The sequence below is a fragment of the Streptomyces sp. NPDC091376 genome, assembly GCF_044757085.1.
Lineage (GTDB): Bacteria > Actinomycetota > Actinomycetes > Streptomycetales > Streptomycetaceae > Streptomyces > Streptomyces pratisoli.
The window spans coordinates 1-1,872 of record NZ_JBIVUF010000067.1; the positions used below are offsets into that span (position 1 = coordinate 1).

General features: G+C 66.1%; 1 protein-coding gene and 1 pseudogene. Both read left to right on the plus strand.

Annotated elements, in window-relative coordinates; translation table 11 throughout:
• The first annotated feature begins 341 nt into the window (after nucleotides 1-341).
• Nucleotides 342-1,100: a C40 family peptidase gene (locus ACIQMR_RS38330; RefSeq protein ID WP_401397783.1), complete on the plus strand. Its 759-nt coding sequence runs from the start codon at nucleotides 342-344 to the stop codon at nucleotides 1,098-1,100.
• A gap of 270 nt (nucleotides 1,101-1,370) precedes the next feature.
• Nucleotides 1,371-1,872, plus strand: a pseudogene (locus tag ACIQMR_RS38335) (hypothetical protein); the annotation flags it as partial.

Below are 1,872 nucleotides of genomic sequence, written 5' to 3' on the forward strand. Positions count from 1 at the left end.
GCCCGAACCGCCGGGATCGCCACCGCTGCCCTTGCCGTCCTCGGCGCCGGAACCGCCGTCGTCTGGGCCACCCGACGACGCCGGCAATAACCACCCAACAACAACGGCGAACAGAAAAGGGGGTGCCGGCCCACCGGCACCCCCACGCCGCCGACCCCTTTTGCCCCCGAAGTACACAGCCGGAGCCCCCGGTGAACGGAAAAGTGATAGAGGCTGACATGTCCGAACACGCATCGTGGACCCCGCACACCACCTCAGCCCTGAGAAGGACCCTCGGCAGACACCGAAAACCCCACTACCCATCAACCCTCGTGGCACTCCGAGCAAGCATCGTCACCAGCGTGCTCGGTGCGGTCGCGGCCACGACCATCCCCGCCGAAGCCCGCTCCGGCCCTTCCCATACCCCAACCGACACCATCACCCAACCCCAGCGAATGGAGAGCCTGCGGGGCTCCCTCGAGGAAACCACCGAAGCCACAGCCCGAGCGGCCCACACCCTGGCACTCCAGGCCGAGGAGGACAAGGCCACCGCACTCGCCGCGACACAGGCGCGCAAGGCCAAGGCAGCCGCCGAACGCAAAGTCAAGGAAGCGGCCCGCACAGCCAAAGCCAAAGCCGCGCGCATAGCCCAAGCCAAAGCGGCAGCGGCCCGAAAGGAAACGGCAGCCGCGACGGCGAGCACCACCTCGCAAGGCCAATTCACCACCGCCTCAACTTCACCATCCCCACAGGCCACCACCGGCGGAGCCGCCGCGGCCGTCGTGAACTTCGCCCACGCACAGCTAGGCAAGCCCTACGTCCTGGGAGGCACCACCAGCGCGGCCTGGGACTGCTCAGGCCTGGTGCTGAAAGCCTTCGAAAGGGCCGGCGTATCCCTGCCGCGCGTAGCCAAAGACCAGGTCCAAGCCGGCCGCCAGGTATCGCTCCAGAACCTTCAGCCAGGCGACATCCTCTACTGGGGCTCACCGGCGAACGCTTACCACGTCGCCATCTACATCGGCGGCGGCGAATTCATCGGAGCCCAGAACCCGAGAGCGGGCGTAGCCAAACGCACCCTCACCTGGGACCAACCCTCCGGGGCCGTCCGAGTCCTGCCATGAGCCCCACCGGGACCGACAACGCCTGTACCACCTCGGCCAACACCGCCGGGACACATCAAGGCGGAACAACAAGGCGCGCTCCCCAACACCAGTGAAACCCAGTGTCCGACAGCCCAGCGGACGAGCACGATCACGATGAGCCCCACCCCCCTCTCTCTCAAGGGAACCCGGTGCTCAGCCACATAAATCAAGAAGGTGAATCGCGTGAGTGGAAACAGGCACCGCAGGTCACGAAAGCCGATAGTCGTGGCCGCGTGTGCGGTCTCGGCGATGGTGTCCGCGCTGGTACTCCAGCACGCTGGCGCCGGATCCAGCGAGCCCTCGACGAGCACGCCGAAGCCCACGCTGGTCAACGGCGGCTTCGAGCAGCCTCAGCAGACGCAGAGTAGCTGGGTAGACGGAAACGAGATACCCGGCTGGAAGTCACGGGACGGATGGGTCGGATTCAACACCGGCGAGGACGACACTCCCGAGGGAAACCAGTACGCCAGCATCACCCCCTCCTACGCGCCCCTCGAACAGGAGGTGGCGACGACCCCCGGCGAGGAAATGGTCTGGCGCCTGAAACACTCCGGCCACCAATCCACCATGTGGCTTCTCCTCGGCGCCGCGGGCGGCTACGGAACCATCCAAAAGCCCGCCGGCAAAGGCACCTTCGACATCACCGGCAGCAACGGCAAGTGGGGGGAGTGGTACGGGATCTACCAAGTCCCCACCGGACAGACGTCCACCCGAGTCTCCCTCTTCGCGAAATACGGTCAGAACAATGTGG